The organism is Halomonas sp. E14, assembly GCF_052568415.1.
Window position 1 is genome coordinate 135,485 of record NZ_CP199423.1, and the last position, 19,017, is coordinate 154,501.

At 67.1% G+C, this 19,017-nt stretch carries 15 protein-coding genes; 9 read left to right on the forward strand and 6 right to left on the reverse strand.

The genetic code is table 11. From position 1 onward, the window contains the following. Positions 1-41: 41 nt before the first annotated feature. Complete coding sequence (nosZ, locus tag ACT7B3_RS00645) at positions 42-1,934, reverse strand: TAT-dependent nitrous-oxide reductase (RefSeq protein ID WP_445156519.1); 1,893 nt, start codon at positions 1,932-1,934, stop codon at positions 42-44. Positions 1,935-1,937: 3 nt separating this feature from the next. Then, positions 1,938-4,079 (reverse strand): transcriptional regulator NosR, encoded by a 2,142-nt coding sequence (gene nosR, locus ACT7B3_RS00650; protein WP_445156520.1) that lies wholly within the window; start codon positions 4,077-4,079, stop codon positions 1,938-1,940. A gap of 488 nt (positions 4,080-4,567) precedes the next feature. Between nosR (ACT7B3_RS00650) and nosR (ACT7B3_RS00655) the strand changes: the two genes are divergently transcribed. The 6 genes from nosR (ACT7B3_RS00655) (at position 4,568) to ACT7B3_RS00680 (ending at position 12,457) form a co-directional block, all read left to right on the forward strand. Next, a complete protein-coding gene (gene nosR, locus ACT7B3_RS00655; RefSeq protein WP_445156521.1) occupies positions 4,568-6,709 on the forward strand; it encodes a transcriptional regulator NosR in 2,142 nt (713 codons plus the stop codon). Positions 6,710-6,862: 153 nt separating this feature from the next. Beyond that, entirely contained in the window at positions 6,863-8,785 is a 1,923-nt protein-coding gene (nosZ, locus tag ACT7B3_RS00660; RefSeq protein ID WP_445156522.1) for a TAT-dependent nitrous-oxide reductase, read from the forward strand. 56 nt (positions 8,786-8,841) lie between these two features. Then, positions 8,842-10,143, forward strand: a complete 1,302-nt coding sequence (locus ACT7B3_RS00665) for a nitrous oxide reductase family maturation protein NosD (RefSeq protein ID WP_445156523.1) — start codon at positions 8,842-8,844, stop codon at positions 10,141-10,143. Then, positions 10,140-11,072, forward strand: coding sequence for an ABC transporter ATP-binding protein (locus ACT7B3_RS00670; protein ID WP_445156524.1), 933 nt, complete (start codon positions 10,140-10,142; stop codon positions 11,070-11,072). The genes ACT7B3_RS00665 and ACT7B3_RS00670 overlap by 4 nt, the downstream gene beginning before the upstream one ends. Next, complete coding sequence (locus ACT7B3_RS00675) at positions 11,069-11,899, forward strand: ABC transporter permease (RefSeq protein ID WP_445156525.1); 831 nt, start codon at positions 11,069-11,071, stop codon at positions 11,897-11,899. The genes ACT7B3_RS00670 and ACT7B3_RS00675 overlap by 4 nt, the downstream gene beginning before the upstream one ends. Before the next feature lie 30 nt (positions 11,900-11,929). Beyond that, complete coding sequence (locus tag ACT7B3_RS00680) at positions 11,930-12,457, forward strand: nitrous oxide reductase accessory protein NosL (RefSeq protein ID WP_445156526.1); 528 nt, start codon at positions 11,930-11,932, stop codon at positions 12,455-12,457. A gap of 78 nt (positions 12,458-12,535) precedes the next feature. Here ACT7B3_RS00680 and ACT7B3_RS00685 read toward each other — a convergent pair whose 3' ends face one another. The 3 genes from ACT7B3_RS00685 to ACT7B3_RS00695 form a co-directional block, all read right to left on the reverse strand. Continuing rightward, positions 12,536-12,847 (reverse strand): c-type cytochrome, encoded by a 312-nt coding sequence (locus ACT7B3_RS00685; RefSeq protein ID WP_445156527.1) that lies wholly within the window; start codon positions 12,845-12,847, stop codon positions 12,536-12,538. A gap of 118 nt (positions 12,848-12,965) precedes the next feature. After that, positions 12,966-13,412, reverse strand: a complete 447-nt coding sequence (locus ACT7B3_RS00690) for an Rrf2 family transcriptional regulator (RefSeq protein WP_444678758.1) — start codon at positions 13,410-13,412, stop codon at positions 12,966-12,968. A gap of 58 nt (positions 13,413-13,470) precedes the next feature. Beyond that, positions 13,471-13,881 carry a YbaN family protein gene (locus ACT7B3_RS00695; protein WP_445156528.1) on the reverse strand — a complete coding sequence of 137 codons (411 nt, stop codon included), beginning with the start codon at positions 13,879-13,881 and terminating at the stop codon, positions 13,471-13,473. A 53-nt stretch (positions 13,882-13,934) separates the two neighbouring features. On the opposite strand from ACT7B3_RS00695, the gene ACT7B3_RS00700 reads away from it, so the two are divergent. Continuing rightward, positions 13,935-15,134: an NnrS family protein gene (locus tag ACT7B3_RS00700; RefSeq protein ID WP_445156529.1), complete on the forward strand. Its 1,200-nt coding sequence runs from the start codon at positions 13,935-13,937 to the stop codon at positions 15,132-15,134. A 101-nt stretch (positions 15,135-15,235) separates the two neighbouring features. Continuing rightward, positions 15,236-16,621 (forward strand): oxygen-independent coproporphyrinogen III oxidase, encoded by a 1,386-nt coding sequence (gene hemN / locus ACT7B3_RS00705; RefSeq protein WP_445156530.1) that lies wholly within the window; start codon positions 15,236-15,238, stop codon positions 16,619-16,621. Between the two features lie 58 nt (positions 16,622-16,679). Here hemN and ytfE read toward each other — a convergent pair whose 3' ends face one another. Further along, complete coding sequence (gene ytfE, locus ACT7B3_RS00710; RefSeq protein ID WP_444678757.1) at positions 16,680-17,336, reverse strand: iron-sulfur cluster repair protein YtfE; 657 nt, start codon at positions 17,334-17,336, stop codon at positions 16,680-16,682. Positions 17,337-17,486: 150 nt separating this feature from the next. Here ytfE and norR point away from each other — a divergent pair, with 150 nt between their 5' ends. After that, positions 17,487-19,013, forward strand: a complete 1,527-nt coding sequence (norR, locus tag ACT7B3_RS00715; protein WP_445156531.1) for a nitric oxide reductase transcriptional regulator NorR — start codon at positions 17,487-17,489, stop codon at positions 19,011-19,013. Positions 19,014-19,017 lie beyond the last annotated feature (4 nt).

A 19,017-nucleotide genomic window follows, 5' to 3' on the forward strand; every position in this document is an offset into this window, starting at 1 on the left:
GGCATTACGGTGGCCGGCCCCGCAGGGCCGGCCAGGTTACATCAGGCTTCTACCAGCATTCTGCCAGACATTTCCATGTGCAGCGCGTGGCAGAACCAGCTGCAGTAGTACCAGTGGACGCCGGGCTTGTCGGCGACGAAGGTCACGGAAGAGGTCTGCTGCGGGTGGATCTCGAAGTTGATGCCATGGTTGACCAGGGCGAAGCCGTGGCTGACGTCCTCGATGGTATCCATGTTGGTGACCACGATGGTGACTTCGTCGCCCTTCTTCACGCGGAACTCGGTGGTGCCGAAGTTCGGTGCCACGGAGGTCATGTAGACGCGCACCTTGTTGCCGTCGCGGATGACCTTGTTGTCGGTCTCCAGCGTGACGCCATCGGCACGGGCCATGGCCACGGTCTCGGCGAAGTAGGGGTCGTCGCGGGTATAGACCTGCGCCGGGTTGAGCTGGTCGGCGCGGATCATCAGCGCGTCGTGCGGCTCGGCGTAGGTCGGGCCGTCGTGGATCAGCTTCATCTGCTCGCCGGTGATGTCGATCAGCTGATCGTTCTCGGCGTGCATCGGGCCGACCGGCAGGAAGCGGTCCTTGGAGAACTTGCACAGTGCGGTGAGGTACTTGCCGTCGACGTCACGGCTACAGGCCAGCGAGGCCTTGAGGTGGCCGATGTTGTAGTGCACGTCGATGCGGTCGCGGATGTAGTTCACTTCCTCGCCGTTGTAGGCGCGGATGGCATCCTCGATGTTCCACTTCACCACCTGGCTGTCGAGGAACAGCGAGGTGTAGGCGTTGCCGCGGTTGTCGAAGGTGGTGTGCAGCGGCCCCAGGCCCACTTCCGGCTCGGCCACCACGGTGTCGCGCGGGTCGGACAGGCCGCCGTCGAACCACTCGCCGACGCGCGCCCACTCGATCACGGTACAGGTCGGCGACAGCTTGCCGCTGACCACGCAGTACTTGCCTTCCGGCGGCGCGGTGTTGACGCCGTGCGGGCTGCGCGGGGTCGGGATATAGAGCGCGAAGGGGTTGCGGCCTTCGTGGGCCTGCTCGCGGGCGTCGACCACCGGCACGGCGGAGTCGCCGATGGTGGTGTGGCGGCCTTCGGCAACGGCCTTGTCGATGGCCGGCACGTCGAAGATCACCGTCCAGTCGCGCTCGGGGCCCATCATTTCCGGCAGGGTCATGCCGCGGCTGGAGTTGTAGCAGGAGGCGGCGACGAAGCGGCCGGTGTAGTCGGTGTCGCAGTTGTCGAGGTTGCCGTCGACGATCGCCTGCCACTTGATCTCCATGGTGGCGGCGTCGAGCTTGGTGATCATGGTCCAGTACTGGCTCGGGTCGTCCAGGTGCTGGCCGTTGTTGGGCAGCGGGATGATCATCTCGCCCACGGCGAAGACGTCACGCGTCTCCGGCACGCGCTGCAGGGTCAGGCCGTGGATGGCCTGCACGTTGGGAATGGTGACGATCTTGTCGGCGCGCATGATGTCCAGGCGGATACGTGCGACGCGGGTGTTCAGCTTGTCGTTGATGAAGCACCAGCGGCCGTCGTAGCGGGCGTCGGTGTAGCTCACCTTGGGGTGGTGGGTGTCGCCGTTGAGCGGCGCATTCGGCCCCAGCACGCGCTTGGACTCGTTGGTGATGCCCCAGCCGGTGGCGCTGTCGACGTTGAATACCGGAATGCGCAGCAGTTCGCGCATGGAGGGCACGCCGAGGATGCGCACCTCACCGGAGTGACCGCCGCTCCAGAAGCCGTAGTATTCGTCGAGCTCGCCCGGGGCGACCTCGTGACCGTTGCCGGCAGCGGCCTCGGCGGGGCGGCTGCGGACCAGGGCGCCGGCGCCGAAACCGCCCGCCAGGCTGGCCCCGGCCACGCCGGTCACTGCGCTGTTGCGCAGGAAATTCCGGCGGCTGAGGTCCTTGATGTGGTCGTTCTTGTCGCTCATGGTTCACTCCTCCTGAAGAGTGGGAATGCGCTGCAGTTTGGCCTGGCTGCCCTGCGCAGCGTCGGCCGGGAAGGTACCCACGGCACCGCCCGAAGAGGAGGCGCGGGCGGCCTTCTCGTAGCGCTTGCGGCGCTTGACCATCGGCGGGCAGCGGCGGTCGTCGTGATAGGTCACCTGGCAATCCAGGCAGTAGTGGCACTCGTTGGCGTTGATGCGGCCGTCCGGATGGATGGCGGCGACCTCGCACTCGTTGGCGCAGATCTGGCAGGGCGTACCGCAGTTGCCGCGGTGGCGCTTGAGCCAGTCGAACAGGCGCAGGCGGGCGGGAATCGCGAGCCCCGCGCCCAGCGGGCAGATATAGCGGCAGTAGGCCTTGTGGGTGAACGCCGAGATGGCGAGCAGGCCGAGTGCGTAGAGCAGGAAGCCCCACTCGCGCTGGAAGCGCATGGTCACGGCGGTCTTGAACGGCTCGACCTCGGCGTAGCGCTCGGCCTGCCCCAGCGAGTGCAGCGACACGGCGAACAGCGCCAGCAGGATGATGTATTTCAGCGCCCACAGCCGTTCGTGCACGGCGAACGGCAGCTCGAACTGCGGCACGCGCAGCTTGCGCGCGGCCTTGTTGATCAGCTCCTGCATGGCGCCGAAGGGGCACAGCCAGCCGCAGAACACGCCGCGGCCCCATAGCAGCAAGGTCACCGCGACGAACGACCAGAGGATGAACATCATCGGGTCGATCAGGAACGAGGCCCAGCTGAAGCCGCCCATCAGCGAATGCACGAAGGTGAGGATGTTGACCACCGAGAGCTGGGCCAGGGCGTACCAGCCGATGAATACCACGGTGTAGACCAGAAAGCCGGTGCGCAGCGGGGCGAAGACACGCGGATAGCGCACCAGTACGTCCTGGAACAGCATGACCGCGGTGAGTACGGCGAGCCCTGCGCCCAGCACCACGATCTGGAAGGTCTTGTCGCGCCACACCTGGACCCACAGCGCCTCCTCCACCGGGGGCTCCGCGCGCTCGATGAAGCGCTCGGGAATGCTGTAGTGGGCGTTGAAGCGCACGAACTCGGTTTCCAACGGCCCGGCGGCGCGGCGCACCAACAGACCCAGCTCCCAGGGCTCGCCCGGGTCGAATTCGGCCTCGTTGCGGATGATGAAGATATCGCGCTCGGTGAGCCGCGGGGCGCCGTCGATGGCCAGGCGAACGATACGGCGGTGGTCGCGGTCCTGGAAGGCGATGTTGGTGGTGCCCTGGGCCGCCTCGACGCGGTCGAAGATGCCGCCGCGCACATAGCCGGAGCCCTTGAACGAGTAGTCGCCGCTGGCCATCACGCCGATGGCGTGCTCGCCCTCTTCCAGGCGCTCCATCAGCTGCTCGTAGACGATGTCGCCCAGCAGGTTGCGCCCGGCGGTGGGGGCGTTGAGGTAGGTGACGTAGAGGTCGATGAAGGTGCTGTCGGCCGCTGCGCCGCTGGCGTAGCCCTCGGCCAGGGTGCCGACGAAGGCGGCGTCGATCTCGCCGTGGGTCAGGTGCAGGCGGCGAATGGTGCCGTCGCCCACCAGGGTTTCCCAGTCGGCCGGCTCGAACACGTCGTGGCGTACCTCGGCCGGTGGGGTGGCCAGCGGGTCGGGAATCAGCCCGCGCTCGGCGGCGACGCGCCGCGCCGAGCGCATGATCGTCTCGGTGAGCACGATCACGGTGACGGTAGCGCCGGAGATGGCGTCGAGGTTCTCGCCGACGCGCAGCTTCTCGTTGACATGGTGCGGCACGTGGGCGTCGGCGTAGTCGGTCAGCCGCTGCTCTGGGATGCCCACCAGCATGATCGGCTCCTCGTGGCCGAGGATGGTGGCCTGGGTGAGCTGCGCCTGCAGGTCGATGCCCACCAGCATGCTGATCGGCTTGCCAGAGTAGGCCGGGATCGGTGCGACGTCGTCCGTCTCGAAGACGTAGCCCAGCAGGGTGTCGCCGGCGTAGACCGCCTGGGCGGGATAGTCGCCTTCGGCCTGGGCCAGGCGGGTGGCGTCGGGGAAGCCGGGGCGCACCTGCTCCAGTTCGATGGCTGCCACGGCGGGCGCGAGACACAGAAGCAGCGCTGTCAGCCAGAAGTATGCCAAGGGGATGAATGCGTTGCGCCGGATGGACATGGGCGGTCCTTATTTTTACCTGGCGTGCGTCGAGTTCGAGGCGGGAACGTCACAACAGGTATCTGAAATGAATCTTTTGGCCTTTAAAGACGCCCGGCACATCTGGCCAGGCGGCTAAACGCATGATGCCGGAAGCCCTTGGCAGTCGAATTGACATGGGTCATGACCTCTGTGGCTTTTCGCCGCAGGACACCATGTCGCAGGCCACGAAGCCCGTCGTGGCGCGGCCTGAGGCAGGTTGTCGCAGTGCCGGTCGAGACCCGGAATTTCTTGATCGAGGTCAGACTCCGCATTTTTTTCGGCTCTAAGCTTGGGCCGAACAGGAATGTAACAAGCTTGTTTTCCCTTGAAGAAAAGTGACCCGTGGCGCCTTCGCGCCGCTGCTGGCCCGTGCCTGTTTTTTACCGGCGGCCGGCGGGGTCGCGCCGATTCCTGCCGCGCTGTGCGAAGTGGCCCAGTGCGAAGACACATGATGCGGAGACTTATCCATGCGGTTCCTACGAACCTGGCTGCTGCTTGTTGCAATGGGACTTGGGCTGCTGCCGGTGGCGGCACAGGCCGACGACTGGCTGGCGACGCTCTTTCCCGAGGCCGACGCCCTGGGCGAGACCCATGTCGCGCCGCCGGTGACGGCGCTGCTGCGTGATGGCGAGCTCGTCGGCTACGCCTTCGAGACCAACGACATCGCGCCGATCCCGGCCTACTCGGGGCATCCGGTCAACATGCGCGTCGGGATGGATCTGCAGGGCCGGATCACCGGGGTCGAGGTGCTCGATCACTCGGAGCCGATCATGCTGGTGGGCATCCCCGAGACGGTGCTGGATGACTTCGTCGAGCAGTACGTCGGCAAGTCGGTGCGCCAGAAGGTGCGGGTCGGGCTGTCGAGCCAGCGGCGCGAAGGCTATGAGCTGGTCGATGCGGTGTCCGGCGCCACCGTCACCGTGGTGGTGATGGGGGAAGGCATCATGCGCTCGGCGCGGCAGGTGGCGCGTGAGCTTGGCATCCTCGAAGGCGGCGGTGGTAGCGGGCTCGCCCGGGTGCGCCAAGATCATTATGAGGAGACCGGCTGGGAAGCGCTGCGCGAGGATGGGGCGATCGGCCACCTGCGCCTGAGTCGCGGCCAGGTCGATGCCGCCTTCGTCGGCACCGCCGCCGAGGGCATCGACGCCGCCCCGGCCGGGCGCGAGGACGAGACCTTCATCGACCTCTACGTCGCCTATCTCAATGTGCCTACCATCGGCCGCAACCTGCTCGGCGAGGCGCAGTACGCCCAGCTGATGGAGACGCTGGCGGAGGGCGAGCACGCGCTGGCGATCATGGCCGACGGGCGCTACTCGTTCAAAGGCTCGGGCTTCGTGCGCGGCGGCATCTTCGACCGCATCCTGATCCACCACGGCGGGCGCTCCGACCAGTTCCGCGACACTGACTACCTCAGGCTGTGGAACCTGCAGATCGACGGCGCCCCGCGGCTGCCTGAGCGCGACATTTTCATCCTGCGCGAGGAGGCCGGCTTCAACCCCGGCCTCGCTTGGGAGCTGGAGCTGCTGGTGCGGCGCCAGGTGGGCGCGCTGGACACCGAGTTTGCCGGGTTCTCGGTGGAAGTGCAGGTACCCGAACGGTTCCTCGCGCTGCCCGAACCGAGCCTCGGCATGCTCGAGGACGAGGCCGCCTCGCGCCCACTGTGGGTCTCGGTGTGGGAAGACCGGGTCATGCATATCGTGGTGCTGGGCCTGGGCCTGGCCGTGCTGACCCTCATCCTGCTGTTCCAGGACTGGCTGGTGCGGCGCCCGCGGCTCACCCACGTGCTGCGTACCGGCTTCCTGCTCTACACCGTGGTGTTCATCGGCTGGTACGCGCTGGCCCAGCTCTCGGTGGTCAATATCCTGACCTTCACCAACGCCCTGTTCACCGACTTCCGCTGGTCCACCTTCCTGATGGACCCGATGATGTTCCTCCTCTGGTCGTTCGTCGCGGTGACCCTGCTGCTGTGGGGCCGCGGCGTCTACTGCGGCTGGCTGTGCCCCTTCGGTGCCATGCAGGAGCTGATCAACACCGCGGCGCGCAAGCTGCGCGTACCCCAGTTCGAGCTGCCCTTCGCCGTGCACGAGCGGCTGTGGGCACTGAAGTACCTCATCCTGCTGGGCCTGTTCGCGCTGTCCCTGCAGTCGGTGGGGCAGGCCGAGGTCTTCGCCGAGGTCGAGCCGTTCAAGACCGCCGTGCTGCTCAAGTTCCAGCGCGAGTGGGGCTTCGTGCTCTATGCCGTGCTGCTGCTGGCCATCAGCGCCTTCAATCAGAAGTTCTACTGCCGCTACGTCTGCCCGCTGGGCGCCGGACTCGCCATTCCCGCCCGCCTGCGCCTGTTCGACTGGCTCAAGCGTCACCGCGGCAGCTGCGGTACGCCCTGCCAGATCTGCGCCAACGAATGTCACGTGGCCGCCATCCATCCGGACGGCCGCATCAATGTCAACGAATGCCACTACTGCCTGGACTGCCAGCTGACCTACCACGACGACCAGCGCTGTCCGCCGATGGTCAAGCGGCGCAAGCGCTTCGAGAAGGCGACGCAGCTGAGCCGCAAGGGGGAGGACACCCGGCGTATTCCCGCCATGGAGGTCGGCAGCGAGGCATGAGCGGGCCGCGCCTTCCGGCGCCGGCCCACGAGCAAGGGCGAGGCCGTGCCCCGCGGCACGACCTCGCCGGAGCAGCAGGAGCGCCAAGGCAGCTGCGGCGCTGAGCCCTATCAGAAAAAAAACGAACGAAACGAACGGAACGGAGGAAGTGTCATGAGCGGGAATCAGAGGGATGATCAGGACCTGGCCAATACCCCGTTGCTGGCGCCGGTGGATGAGGGGCGGCGCCGCTTCCTCGCCGGCAGCGCCATGCTGGGTGCGGCGGGCATGGCCGGGGCCGCCGGGGTGGCCGGCGTCGGTGCCCTGACGCGTAGCCCGGCGGCGCAGGCGGCGGCCGGCGATGCGGCCAACATTCACGTCAATCCGGGCGAGCTGGACAGCTACTACGGCTTCTGGAGCAGCGGCCAGAGCGGCGAGGTGCGCGTGCTGGGCGTGCCCTCGATGCGCGAACTGGCGCGCATCCCGGTGTTCAACCGCTGTTCGGCCACCGGCTGGGGGCAGACCAACGAGAGCCTGGCGGTGCTGGGCGACAGCGCCCGCTTCCAGAACGGCGACCTGCACCACGTGCACATGAGCTGCACCGACGGCAAGTACGACGGCCGCTACCTGTATGCCAACGACAAGCTGAACACCCGCGTCGCGCGTATCCGCCTGGATATCATGCGCTGCGACAAGATCGTCACCGTGCCCAACGCGCACTCCATCCACGGCCTGCGCGTGCAGAAGGCGCCCAAGACCGGCTACGTCTTCGCCAACGGCGAGATGATCGTGCCGATGCCCAACGACGGCCGCCACCTGGACGATCCCGACCAGTACTGGTCGGTGTTCACCGGCATCGACGGCGAGAGCATGGAGATCAAGTGGCAGGTGTGGGTCGACGGCAACCTCGACAACTGCAACGCCGACTACTCGGGCCGCTTCGCCGCGGCGACCTGCTACAACGCCGAGCGCGGCGTGACCCTGCAGGACAAGATGCGCTTCGAGCGCGACTGGGTGGTGGTGTTCGACATCCATGCCATCGAGCGCGCGGTGGCCAACGGTGACTTCCTCAACATCGAGGGCTGCGAAGTCCCGGTGGTGGACGGTCGCGGTGACAACAACCCGTTCACCCGCTATATCCCGGTACCCAAGAACCCCCACGGCATCAACGCGACGCCGGACGGCAAGTACCTGATCGCCAACGGCAAGCTGTCGCCGACCTGCACCGTGATCGACACCCACAGGCTGCCCGACCTGTTCGACAACAAGATCGAGCTGCGCGACACCGTGGTCGCCGAGCCGGAGCTGGGCCTGGGGCCGCTGCACACCACCTATGACGGGCGCGGCAACGCCTATACCACGCTGTTCATCGACAGCCAGGTGGTGAAGTGGAACATCGAGGATGCCATTCGCCACTACGCCGGCGAAGAGGTGAGCTACATCCGCCAGAAGCTCGACGTGCACTACCAGCCGGGCCACCTCAACGCCACCCTGGCTGAAACCGCCGAGGCGGACGGGCAGTGGCTGGTGGTGCTGAGCAAGTTCTCCAAGGACCGCTTCCTGCCGGTGGGCCCGCTGCACCCCGAGAACGATCAGCTGATCGACATCTCTGGTGACGAGATGAAGCTGGTGCACGACGGCCCGGCCTTCGCCGAGCCCCACGACTGCATCATGTGCCGCCCCGACCAGGTACGGCCCACGGCGATCTTCAACCGCGACGACCCGTTCTGGGCCCAGGCGCGACAGTGGGCCGAGGAAGACGGCGTCAACCTCGAGACCGACAGCAAGGTGGTGCGCAACGGCAACAAGGTGCGCGTCTACCTGACGGCGGTGGCCCCGCAGTACGGCCTGAACGAGTTCCGCGTCAAGCAGGGCGACGAGGTGACCGTGATCGTGACCAACCTCGACCGGATCGAGGATCTGTCCCACGGCTTCGCCATCATCAACTACGGCGTGTCGATGGAGGTCAACCCGCAGCAGACCTCGTCGGTGACCTTCACCGCCGATCGAGCAGGCGTCTACTGGTTCTTCTGTACTTGGTTCTGCCATGCGCTGCACATGGAGATGGCCGGGCGCATGCTGGTCGAACCCGCCTGATGCCATTGGAGCCGGTGCGCTGCGCCGGCTCCCCCTTTCGCTCTGAGGACATGCGTATGCGTTTGACAGTGACGCTCCTGGCGGCGCTGCTGAGCCTGCCGGGGCTGGCCTGGGCCGTCGAATGGCGCGTGGTGCCTGGCGAGCAGCCGCTGCAGGCGGTGCTCGATGCCGCTGCCGACGGGGATCTGGTACGAGTCAGCGGCGAGCACGCCGGCAATTTCGTGGTCAGGCGCTCCATCGTGCTGGTGGGCGAGCCGGACGCCGTACTCGACGGCCAAGGCCATGGCCGGGTGCTGACCCTGGCGGCCCCGCGCATCGAGGTGCGCGACCTGCACCTGCGCAACGACGGTGCCGACATGACCGCCATGGATGCGGCGCTCTTCGTCGACCGCAAGGCGACCGGCAGCGTGATCGAGAACAACCGCATCGAGGCCCGCGGCTTCGGCATCTGGATGGACAGCGTGGCCGACCTGCGGGTGGCCGGCAACCGCATCAGCGGCGACACCTCGCTGCGTTCCCAGGACCGTGGCAACGGCCTGCATCTCTATGACGTTACGGGCTCCGAGATCATCGGCAACGAAGTGTGGGAGACCCGCGACGGCATCTACATCGACATCAGCAACCACAATCGGCTGATCGACAACTACCTGCATGGCCAGCGCTATGGCATCCACTACATGTTCTCCCAGCACAACGAAGTGCGCGGCAACCTGACCCGCGACAACCGGTTGGGCTATGCGCTGATGCAGTCGCGCTATCTCACGGTGGTGGGCAACCGCTCCGTGGAGGACCAGAACTATGGCTTTTTGCTCAATTTCATCGTCGATTCGGAGCTGGCCGAGAACGTCGCCCTGGACACCCAGCGCGGCGAGCAGCCGGGCGTGCCCGACGGCCACGCCATCTCCGGGGCCGAAGGCAAGGCGCTGTTCATCTACAACTCGCTGTTCAACGACATCCGCGACAACCTCTTCGCCCGCACCGAGATCGGCATCCACATGACCGCTGGCTCCGAGGACAACCGCTTCCACGGCAACGCCTTCGTCGGCAACCAGACCCAGGTGAAGTACGTGGCCATACGCCAGCAGGAGTGGTCCCACGCGGGGCGCGGCAACTACTGGAGCGACTACCTGGGCTGGGATCTCGGCAATGACGGCATCGGCGACACCCCCTACGAGCCCAACGATTCGATGGACCGGCTGATCTGGACCTACCCGATGGCCAAGATCCTGCTCAACAGCCCCGCCGTGCTGGTGCTGCGCTGGGTGCAGCGGGAGTTCCCGATCCTGCGTCCCCCCGGGGTGCGCGACAGTCACCCCTTGATGTCCCTACCGGAATGGATGGCGGAGATAGTGCAATGACTCAGCCCGTGATCGAGATGCGCTCGGTCGGCAAGTGCTACGGCCCGCTGACCGCCCTGGACGATATCAGTCTGACCCTGCAGGAGGGCGAGGTGCTGGGCCTGATGGGGCACAACGGCGCCGGCAAGTCGACCACCATGAAGCTGATCCTGGGGCTGATACGCCCGACCCGGGGGTCGCTTGCGGTATTCGGCCACGACCCCGGCGGGGTGGTGGCCAACGAGCTGCGCCGCCGCCTGGGCTACCTGCCCGAGAACGTGCAGTTCTACGAGCAGCTCAGCGGCCGCGAGGTGCTCGACTATTTCGCCCGGCTCAAGCGGGTGGCGAGTGGGCAGGTCGGCGAGCTGCTCGAGCGGGTGGGGCTGGCCCATGCCATGGATCGCCGGGTCAAGACCTACTCCAAGGGCATGCGCCAGCGCCTCGGCCTGGCCCAGGCGCTGCTCGGTGAGCCGCGCCTGCTGCTGCTCGACGAGCCCACCACCGGCCTCGATCCCATGGCCACCAAGGACTTCTACGGGATGGTCGACGAGCTGAGCCGGCGCGGCGTCAGCGTCATCCTGTGTTCGCACGTGCTGCCCGGCGTGGAGCGTCACATCGACCGGGCGGTGATCTTCGGGCGGGGCCGGATGCTGGCCGCCGGCAGCATCGACGAGCTGCGCGAGTCGGCCGCGCTGCCGCTGGTCATGCGGCTGCGCTCGCGGGGGGATACCGCGGTGCTGGTCGAACGCCTGAGCGGGCTGGGCAGCGACGCCACCCCGCTGGCGGATGGGCGCCTCGAGATATCGCTGCCGGCCCGCGCCAAGGCGGGCGTGCTGCATCTGCTGGCCGCCCAGGGCGCGCTCGACGAACTGGAGCTGGAGCCGCCGACCCTGGAGTCGCTTTACGTTCACTTTGATGGCGCCATGCGCCTGCAGGGAGACGCCGCATGAACAACGTCCTGATCGTGGCCGGCAAGGAGTTCCGCGACGGCCTGCGCAACCGTTGGGTGCTGGCCATCACCCTGGTGTTCGGCGTGCTGGCGGTGGGCCTGGCCTACTTCGGCGCGGCGGCTTCGGGCCAGGTCGGCTTCACCCGCGTCTCCACCACCATTGTCAGCCTGTCGAGCCTGGCGGTGTTCCTGATTCCGCTGATCGCGCTGATGCTGGCCTACGACAGCATCGTCGGCGAGGACGAAGCCGGCACGCTGCTGCTGCTGCTGACCTATCCGATGAGCCGGGTCGAGCTGCTGGCCGGCAAGTTTGTCGGCCACGCGGCGACCCTGGGGGCCGCCACCCTGGTGGGCTTCGGCCTGGCCGGGCTGGTCATCACCCTGCTGGGGCACAGCGAGAACCTTGGCGAGACGCTCGCCGCCCTGGGTCTGTTCATCGTTTCGGCGATGCTGCTGGGCTGGGCGTTCATTGGCCTGGCCTATCTGGTCAGCGTCAGCGTGACCGAGAAGTCGCGGGCGGCAGGGGTGGCGCTGATCGTGTGGTTCCTGTTCGTGATTGTCTACGACCTGGGGCTGCTGGCGCTGCTGGTGGGCACCGGGGGGCAGGTGAGCGAGAGCCTGTTTCACTACCTGCTGTTGCTCAACCCCACCGATATCTTCCGCATCGTCAACCTGACCTTCTTCGAAGCGGCCCGCACCCAGTCGGGGTTGGCCTCCATCGGTGCCGATGCCGCCTTCCCCCCGGCCCTGCTGCTGGCAGCGCTGCTGGCCTGGGTGGCGGCGCCGTTGGGGCTGGCGCTGTGGCGCTTCCGCCATCGTGAGGTCTGAATCCACCGCTCGGCTCAGAGGAGGCATTCTATGCTGACCCGCAGAAAATTCATCATCGTGATGGGAGGCGTAACCCTCGCCGGCCTGGCCGGCTGCGGGCAAGAGGCGCCGCAGGCGCTCGTCTGCACGCCGCAGCCCATCGAGCCCGGCGACGAGTGCGCCGTGTGCGGCATGTTCATCCGCGAGTACCCCGGGCCCAAGGCGCAGGTGTGCACGCGCAGCGGCCAGGTGCTGAAGTTCTGCTCCACCTCGGACCTGTTCGTCTGGCTGCTGCAGCCGGACTCCGCGCCCCAGCGGCTCAAGGCCTACGTGCACGACATGGGCATCACCGACTGGGATTCTCCGTCCGACGATGCCTTCATGGAGGCCGAGCTGGCCTTCTACGTCACCGACCATCCGGTCATGGGCGCCATGGGGCCGACGCTGGCCACCTTCGGCAGCGAGGCCGAGGCCAGGGCCTTCATGGTCGAGCACCAGGGCCAGTTGCTCGCTTATGACGAGATCGACGTGGCGGTGATCAACGACCTGGCGCGGGCCCATATCCGCCGTACCCTGTAGCGAGGCCCAGCTCTCCACAAAAGCGCCCCGGCAGCCAGGCTGCCGGGGCGCTTCGTCTGACAAGGCAATGTTGCTTGCTTAGAGCACCGGTTCGAGCATGTAGTCCACGGCGGCCTTCACTTCCTCGTCGGTCAGGTTCATGTGGCCACCCTTGGGGGGCATGGCCTGGAAGCCGTTGATGGAGTGATCGTAGAGGGTCTCCATGTCCTGCTCGAGGCGCGGGGCCCAGGCAGCGGCATCGCCCATGATCGGGGCGCCGGCGGCACCAGTCATGTGGCAGGCCATGCAGGCCCGGTTGTAGATCGCTTCGCCGTCGGGCTCGGCCTGGGCGGTTGCCGTGAAGGCCAGTGCAGCGGCGCCAGCCAGCACAGCCATAGACAGTTTCTTCATGGTTCTCTCCTGTAGTGCGTCACGGTGAAGCCAGTCGCTGTCGTTGTTACGCGCAAGACTGACCTCGATGGTAAGCCAAAATCGAGTTTGGCAGAACGGACCCCGAGCGAACAGTGTGCTAGGTCACCTCGGACGGGATTTGCAGCAAGCGGGCCAGCTGAGACTGCCGCGGGCCCAGCATATCGGCCAGGGTGTAGCGGTCCAGTACCGCCAGGAAGGCCGCCATGGCTTCGTTGAGAATCGGCTTGAGCCGGCACGCGGGGGTGATGATGCATTCGTTGTGGTCGCGGAAGCATTCAACCAGCCCCAGCTCGTGTTCGGTGTCGCGCACCAGGCCACCCATGGTGATGCTCTCGGGCTCGCGATTGAGCAGGATGCCGCCATTCTTGCCGCGGATGGTGGTGATGTAGCCGCGATGGCTGAGGTCTTGCACCACCTTCATCAAATGGTTGCGGGAGACGCCGAAGCTCTCTGCGATCTCGTGGATCGTGGCGCGCTCTTCGCCCTTGACGGCGAGATAGATCAGAACGCGCAGCGCATAGTCGGTGTAGCGGGTCAGATGCATGCGAGCCTCGGGCAGTGGCGGCCTGGCAGCACCAGGCAAGATTCGTCGAAAAATCAGTCTATTCTAACACCTGTCGTGGGCTGGCTGGGGTGGCGTCGGGGCGGGTCAGGATGAAGGTGGCCACGCAGGTGAACAGGGCGGCCGTCATGCCCAGCACCCACCCGGGGGCGCCTCCGGCCCACAGCACCGCCCAGCTCAGCGCCAGCAGCCCCAGCGCCAGGCGTTTGGCCGGGCGCGGTATGGCGCGTTGACGCTGCCAGGCGTGCAGGGTCGGGCCGATGCGCGGGTGTCGCTCCAGCCACCGCGCCAGGCGGGGCGAGCCCTTGGGGGCCGCCCAGGCCGCCACCAGCAGGAACGGCGTAGTGGGCAGCAGCGGCACGACCAGCCCGGCGGTGCCCAGGCCGATGCAGGTGTAGGCCAGCGAGCACCAGGCCAGGCGGGCGAGCGATAGCGGTGACAGTCGTGGCATCCCGGCATACCCCGCGGATTGGCAGTCAGCATACTAAGTAGTATTTTATATACATGTTTAATCTCGATGCAAAGGCTTCGCGCCGCCCCGGCCCTGCGGCCGCGGACTCGCCCTCTCGGCGGCTGCCGGCCTGGCGCTGGCTGTTCCCCCTGGCAACGCTGCACGCGGCGGTGATGGTTCCGCTGTCGCTGCTGGCGCTCTATCACGGTGGGCGGCTGGTCGGCCACCTGGGCTCGCCGGCGGCGCATGCGCGGGAAATGCTGTTCGGCTTCGCCCTGGCGGTGATCGCCGGCTATCTGCTCGGGCCGCAGCCGCAGCGCCGGCTCGTCTGGCTCGTGGGGCTGTGGCTGGTGGGCCGGCTGGGAGTGTTCGAGCTGCCGGGCAGCGCCCTGGCCAGCCTGGCGGATGCCGCGTTCGCCCTGGGGGTGGCGGCGCTGCTGGTGCCTCGCTTCATTGCCGCCAAGAAATGGCGCAATCGGGTGCTGGCGCCGCTGCTGGGGCTGATCTGCCTGCTGGCGGTGGTCACTCTGACCTGGCGCTATCTCGACGGCATGCCGACCACCACCCCGCTGATGCACCAGAGCGTGCTGTGGCTGGTGCTGCTGATGGTGTTCATGGGCGGGCGCATCGTGGCTCCCGCCGTGAACGGTCACTTCCTGCACCGCTACCGCCGGGCCGGTGCCGGCGTGCAGCCACGTCTCGAAGCTGCGCTTATCGTGCTGCTCGGGCTGGCGCCCTTCGTGATGCTATGGCCTGCCTTTCGGCCCCTGGCGGCTCTGATGGTGGCGGCGGCCGGTGTGCTGGTGCTGCTGCGCATAACTCGCTGGGAGCCGCTGCGCTGCGCCGGGCGCCCCGACCTGCAGGTGCTGATGCTGGGCTACGCCTGGCTGGGCATCGGACTGCTGCTGCTGGCCCGCTACTGGTGGCTGCCGGCACATGCCAGCGCCACGCTGCATATCTTCACTATCGCTGCCCTTGGCACGCTTTCCAGCACGATCATGGTGCGCCACGTCATCCTGCGCGCCAAGCAGCGGCCGGAAAGCGAGCCGCTGCTGCTGCCGCTGGCCGGGCTGTTTGCCACGGCCGCGCTGCTGCGGCTGTGGGCGCTCGACATGGGCGACTACTGGCAGGTGGTGCTGTGGAGCTCGGCGCTGTGCTGGTCGCTGGCCTGGTGCCTGGTGTGCTGGCGGCTGTGTGTCTGGATACGCCGCCTGCCGCGGCGCGAGCCGGGCAAACTTGACCCCGGGCAATAGAGCCGCGCGCTGTCGAGACGGCGGCTGGCGGCAATGTCATACTGGGCAGCATGCGGCGATGGCGTGCGCCATGCCCCCCTATCAAGAGGCTGTTCCCGATCATGCAAGACGATCTGCTGTTCAACCGCCCCCTGGTGGAAAAATACGACCGCCCGGGGCCGCGCTACACCTCCTATCCGACCGCACCGCAGTTCCATGCCGCGTTCGCCGAGGATGATTACCGCGCCGCCGCCGAGCGCAGCAATCGTGTGGCCGCGCCCAAGCCGCTGTCGGTCTACGTGCACATCCCGTTCTGCAAGAGCCTCTGCTACTACTGCGCCTGCAACAAGATCATCACCCACAACACCGAGCGGGCGGCGGAGTATCTGGACTGGCTGAAGCAGGAGATCGGCGTGCAGGGCGCGCTGTTCGACGAGACGCGGCGCATGACCCAGCTGCACCTGGGCGGCGGCACGCCCACCTACCTGAGCAACGCCCAGCTCGGCGAGCTGATGGCCGCGCTCGACGAGGCCTTCCACTTCGCCCCGGCCGAGCGGCGCGAATTCTCTCTCGAGGTCGATCCGCGCACGGTCACCCCCGAGCAGATCCACGAGCTGCACGCGCTCGGCTTCAACCGCCTGAGCTTCGGCGTGCAGGATTTCGACGCGGACGTGCAGAAGGCGGTCAACCGCGTGCAGAGCGAGGAGCAGGTGGTCGAGCTGGTGGCCGCCGCCCGCAAGGCCGGCTTCCAGTCGGTCAGCGTCGACCTGATCTACGGCCTGCCGCTGCAGACGGTGGCGAGCTTCGATGCCACCCTCGATAAGATCATCGCCCTGCGCCCCGACCGCATCGCCAGCTACAGCTACGCCCACCTGCCCGAGCTGTTCAAGGCCCAGCGCCTGATCCGCCCCGAGGACATGCCGCCGCCGGAGCGCAAGCTGGAGCTGCTGGAGCTGACCATTCGCCGCCTCACCGCGGCCGGCTACGTCTACATCGGCATGGACCACTTCGCCCTGCCCGACGACGAGCTCTCCCTGGCCAAGGAGAACGGCACCCTGCAGCGCAACTTCCAGGGTTACTCCACCCACGCCGACTGCGACATGATCGGCTTGGGCATCACCTCCATCGGCAAGGTCGGCGACAGCTACAGCCAGAACGTCAAGGAGACTGCCCAGTACCAGGCACGGCTCGAGGCGGGGCGGCTGCCGGTGATGCGCGGCTACCGGCTCAACGACGACGACCGCCTGCGCCGCGACGTGATCAACGCCCTGATGTGCCACGGGCGGATTGACTTCGCCGCCATCGAGGCGCGCCATGACATCGCCTTTCGCGACTACTTTGCCGATGCGCTGGCACAGCTCGGGGAGATGCAGGCCGACGGCTTGCTGGCCATTGGCGACGAGGCCATTGAAGTGCTGCCCGCCGGGCGCCTGATGATGCGCAACATGGCGATGGCCTTCGATGCCTATCTGAAGCCCAACGAGGGACGCTTCTCGCGCACGGTGTAACGGTTTCTCGGAAGGTAAAACGGCGCCCCGCGGGGCGCCGTTTTAGCATCGAAGCGCGTTACATGGCGCGTTCGAACAGCAGGTTGTTCTCCAGATGGATGTGCTCCATCAGGTCTTCGCGGAACTCGCGCAGCCCGGTGTACAGGGCACGCCAGGTGGTGCAGGCGCCCTTGGGCGGGGTGATGTCGTTGGTCAGCGCCATCACATGTTCCAGGTTTTCGCCATGGTCGTCGTGCTCGTGGCGCATCACCGCGATCGGCCCCTGGGCCTGGGCGCCCATGCCGGCCCGCAGCATGGGGAACAGGATCTGCTCCTCCTTCTGCATGTGGCTCTCCATCTCCTGGTAGATCCCGGTGAGCAGGTCGGCCAGCCCGTTGGGGCAGCTCTCGCGATCGCCGTGGACCAGCTCGACCCGGCGCGCCATGCGGATCAGTTCGGGCAGCTGCTGGCGGTGCACGTCGTGGTAGCGCGTCAGGATATAGTCGATCAGCTCGTCGTTGCTGGCTTCACGCCAGTCGCGCTCGGAGACGCTGCCGGCCGGCAGCGCCTCGAGCTCGGAGACCAGCTTGTCGGCCAGCAGGCCGGCGCGCTCGGCGGCCTCGCGCAGGCTGATGCGACCCCCGCAGCAGAAATCGATGTTGTAGGCGTGGAACACGCGGGTGGCGCCAGGCAGGGAAAGGGCGATGCGGCCGACGGTTTGCTCGAGAAGGGTCATGAGAACTCCTGGGTAGCGGTCTAAGTCATCTTTCTTGTAGCAAGGCCCATGCCAAGAATTTTTTGCAAATAAATCAATGAGTCGTATTTTTATGGTTTTTTTCACCCAGTGCAGCTAGGGTCGAATAAACCTTGCAAGGTAATTTTCACCATGTTGGATGACTCTCTGATCGCCGATCTCACGGCGGACCTGCCCAGTGCGGTACGTCTGCAGCGCCTGGTGCGCACCCTGCGTGAGGGCTTTTCCTGCGGTGCGGTGTGCCTGCTGCGGCTGCAGGAGGACGTGCTGGCGCCGGTGGCCGTCGAAGGGCTGGTGCGCGAGGCGCTGGGACGGCGCTTCGAGGTGGCCCGTCATCCGCGTCTGGCCGCGATCCTCACCAGCCGTCGCTCGACCCTGTTCCCCCCCGATTCGGCGCTGCCCGACCCCTACGACGGCTTGATCGAGCAGCATCCGGGGGAGCCGCTGCACGTGCACGACTGCATGGGCATCAGCCTGCATGTGGAGGGCGAACCCTGGGGCGTGCTGACCCTGGATGCGCTGGTGGCGGGCACCTTCGACGAGGCGGCGCGACGGGCACTGGAGCGCTATGCGCTGCTGGTGGAAGCGGCGGTGCGGGTGACCCGGCTTGAGCAGGATATCCGTGCGCTGCGCATGGCCCGCCATGACAGCGTTGCCCAGGTGGTGCGCGGCGAGAGCGGCGAGATCCTCGGCCATAGCGCCGTGCTGCAGCGCCTGCTGCGCGAGCTCGACGTGGTGGCCGAGGCCGATCTGCCGGTGCTGTTGTTGGGCGAGACCGGGGTGGGCAAGGAGCTGTTTGCGCGGCGCCTGCACCAGCGCTCGCCGCGTCGCGACCAGCCGCTGGTGCAGGTCAACTGCGCGGCGCTGCCGGACACCCTGGCCGAGAGCGAACTGTTCGGCCACGTGAAGGGCGCCTTCTCCGGCGCCACGGCGGATCGGGCCGGGCGCTTCGAGGCCGCCGACGGTGGCACCCTGTTCCTCGACGAGGTGGGCGAGCTGCCGTTGGCGATCCAGGCCAAGCTCTTGCGTGCGCTGCAGAACGGCGAGGTACAGCGGCTGGGCGAGGACACTCCGCGGCGGGTCGACGTACGCATCGTGGCGGCCACCAACCGCCACCTGGCCGACGGCGTGCGCGACGGCCATTTCCGCGCCGACCTCTACCACCGGCTGTCGGTCTACCCGGTGGCGATCCCGCCGCTGCGCGAGCGCGACAGCGATGTGCTGGTGCTGGCCGGGCACTTCCTCGAGATCAACCGCGCGCGGCTTGGCGTGCGCAGCCTGCGCCTTGCGCCTGCCGCCGAAGCGGCGCTGCTGGCCTATTCCTGGCCCGGCAACGTGCGTGAACTCGAGCACGTCATCAGCCGTGCGGCGATCAAGGCCCTGGGCCATGGTTCGCAGCGCGACGACATCGTGACCCTGCAGCCGGCGTGGCTCGATCTGCCCCAGCTGATGTATCCCCGAGTCCAGGCGGAAGCAGGTCGCCTTGACCCGCATACCACCGCCCAGGCCAGCCTGCGCCAGCAGGTCGATACGGCCCAGCGCCAGGCCATCCGCGAGGCCCTGGCGGCGTGCGATGGCCACTGGGCGAACGCCGCCCGACGACTTGCCGTCGACCCCAGTAACCTGCACAAACTGGCACGTCGCTTGGGGATCAAATAGTTAT

Excerpts from the sequence above, each read along its gene's own strand:
- ACT7B3_RS00695 (WP_445156528.1), bottom strand. The coding sequence starts at position 13,881 with ATGCCACGACTGTCACCGCTATCGCTCGCCCGCCTGGCCTGGTGCTCG.
- ACT7B3_RS00680 (WP_445156526.1), top strand. The coding sequence starts at position 11,930 with ATGCTGACCCGCAGAAAATTCATCATCGTGATGGGAGGCGTAACCCTC.
- norR (WP_445156531.1), top strand. The coding sequence starts at position 17,487 with ATGTTGGATGACTCTCTGATCGCCGATCTCACGGCGGACCTGCCCAGT.
- hemN (WP_445156530.1), top strand. The coding sequence starts at position 15,236 with ATGCAAGACGATCTGCTGTTCAACCGCCCCCTGGTGGAAAAATACGAC.
- nosZ (WP_445156522.1), top strand. The coding sequence starts at position 6,863 with ATGAGCGGGAATCAGAGGGATGATCAGGACCTGGCCAATACCCCGTTG.
- ACT7B3_RS00675 (WP_445156525.1), top strand. The coding sequence starts at position 11,069 with ATGAACAACGTCCTGATCGTGGCCGGCAAGGAGTTCCGCGACGGCCTG.
- ACT7B3_RS00665 (WP_445156523.1), top strand. The coding sequence starts at position 8,842 with ATGCGTTTGACAGTGACGCTCCTGGCGGCGCTGCTGAGCCTGCCGGGG.
- nosR (WP_445156521.1), top strand. The coding sequence starts at position 4,568 with ATGCGGTTCCTACGAACCTGGCTGCTGCTTGTTGCAATGGGACTTGGG.
- ACT7B3_RS00670 (WP_445156524.1), top strand. The coding sequence starts at position 10,140 with ATGACTCAGCCCGTGATCGAGATGCGCTCGGTCGGCAAGTGCTACGGC.
- ytfE (WP_444678757.1), bottom strand. The coding sequence starts at position 17,336 with ATGACCCTTCTCGAGCAAACCGTCGGCCGCATCGCCCTTTCCCTGCCT.
- ACT7B3_RS00690 (WP_444678758.1), bottom strand. The coding sequence starts at position 13,412 with ATGCATCTGACCCGCTACACCGACTATGCGCTGCGCGTTCTGATCTAT.
- nosR (WP_445156520.1), bottom strand. The coding sequence starts at position 4,079 with ATGTCCATCCGGCGCAACGCATTCATCCCCTTGGCATACTTCTGGCTG.
- ACT7B3_RS00700 (WP_445156529.1), top strand. The coding sequence starts at position 13,935 with ATGTTTAATCTCGATGCAAAGGCTTCGCGCCGCCCCGGCCCTGCGGCC.
- ACT7B3_RS00685 (WP_445156527.1), bottom strand. The coding sequence starts at position 12,847 with ATGAAGAAACTGTCTATGGCTGTGCTGGCTGGCGCCGCTGCACTGGCC.
- nosZ (WP_445156519.1), bottom strand. The coding sequence starts at position 1,934 with ATGAGCGACAAGAACGACCACATCAAGGACCTCAGCCGCCGGAATTTC.